General features: G+C 59.2%; 2 protein-coding genes. One reads left to right on the top strand and one right to left on the bottom strand.

Annotated elements, in window-relative coordinates; genetic code table 11:
* The coding region (locus AC1DRJ_RS26885; protein WP_477804822.1) for a UvrB/UvrC motif-containing protein at positions 1 to 444 on the top strand (444 nt) is incomplete at its 5' end.
* A 119-nt stretch (positions 445 to 563) separates the two neighbouring features.
* On the opposite strand, the gene AC1DRJ_RS26880 is transcribed toward AC1DRJ_RS26885, so the two are convergent.
* A partial coding sequence (locus AC1DRJ_RS26880) for a DHA2 family efflux MFS transporter permease subunit (RefSeq protein ID WP_477804821.1) occupies positions 564 to 1,634 on the bottom strand: 1,071 nt, incomplete at its 5' end.

Below are 1,634 nucleotides of genomic sequence, written 5' to 3'. Positions count from 1 at the left end.
GGCTTCCTGCGTTCTGAGCGCTCGCTGATCCAGACCATCGGCCGGGCGGCGCGTAACCTCAACGGTCGGGCGATTTTGTACGCTGACCGGATCACCGGCTCCATGGAGCGGGCGATCGGCGAAACCGAACGCCGTCGCGATAAACAGATCGCTTTCAACCTGGCCAACGGCATCACGCCCAAGGGCGTGTTCAAGGACGTTGCCGACATCATGGAAGGCGCTACCGTGCCGGGCTCGCGCAGCAAGAAGCGCAAAGGCATGGCCAAGGCTGCCGAAGAGAGCGCCAAATACGAAGCCGAACTGCGCTCGCCGGGCGAAATCGCCAAGCGCATCAAAGCCCTGGAAGAGAAGATGTATGCGTTGGCGCGTGACCTGGAGTTTGAAGCAGCGGCGCAGATGCGCGATGAGATTGGCAAATTGCGGGAGCGGTTGATCACCGTCTGAGATTTGCAGTGCCAGGGATGGCTCCTTCGCGAGCAGGCTCGCTCCCACAGGGATCACGCTGAACCTTGTGGGAGCGAGCCTGCTCGCGAAAGCGGTCGCCTGAGCCCCGCAGATCTTGACTAGTGCGYCTCACCCGCCTTGATCCCCTCCGGCAACTTCTTGGTCAGCAAAATCGCCAACATGCTCACCCCCAGCGCAATCCCGACAAAGTGAAACGCATCGTTGTAGGCCATGATCGACGCCTGCTGATGCGCAATCTCACTGATCTTGCCCAGCGCTGCCGTCTCATTGCCCAGTCGGTCCGCCATCGACGCCAGCCGCTCGGCTACCTGCGGATTGCTAGGTACGATGGCTTCGCGCAAATAATCAAAGTACGTCTTGGTTCGTGCATCCAGCAGGGTAGCGAGGAGGGCGATGCCAATCGCGCCGCCGAGGTTACGCAGGATATTGAACAGGCTCGACGCCGAGCCCGCGTCCTGCGGCAGGATGTACGCGGTGGCGATCAGTGAAATGGTAACCATGATCAGAGGCTGGCCCATCGCGCGAAGGAGCTGGATCTGATTGAACTGCGGCCCGGCGAAGTCCGGGTTCAATACCCCGGAATAAAAACTCGCCAGCCCGAACAGACCGAATCCCAATGTACACAGCCACTTCGGCGAAATGTACTTCATCAGCTTGGGCACCAGCGGAATCAGAAACAGCTGCGGCACGCCCATCCACATGATCACTTCGCCGATCTGCAGGGCGTTGTAGTTCTGGATCTGCGCCAGGTACAGCGGCAACAGGAAAATCGAGCCATACAGCCCGACGCCCATCCCCAGGCTGGAAATACTCGTCAAGCCGAAATTGCGGTTGCGCAGGATGCCCAGGTTGATCAGCGGGTTGGGCCTGGACACTTGCACGATCACAAAGGTGATCAGGCTGATCAGCGCGATGCTGCCCAGGGTCACGATCAGGTTCGACTCCAGCCAGTCCTTGCGGTGGCCTTCTTCGAGAAACACCTGCAAACAACCGAGGCCAACACCGAGGGTGAGAATGCCCATGTAGTCGGTGCTTTTCAGTAATTCCCAGTGCGCTTCTTTTTTCTCCAGGCCGTACATCAGGCCAGCGATCATGATCAGCCCCGGCGGGATGTTGATGTAGAAGATGTATTCCCAGCCCCAATTTTCRGTCAGCCAGCCACCCAGTGT

This window comes from Pseudomonas sp. P5_B2 (assembly GCF_056400445.1).
This window is presented reverse-complemented; position numbering and strand designations above follow the sequence as displayed.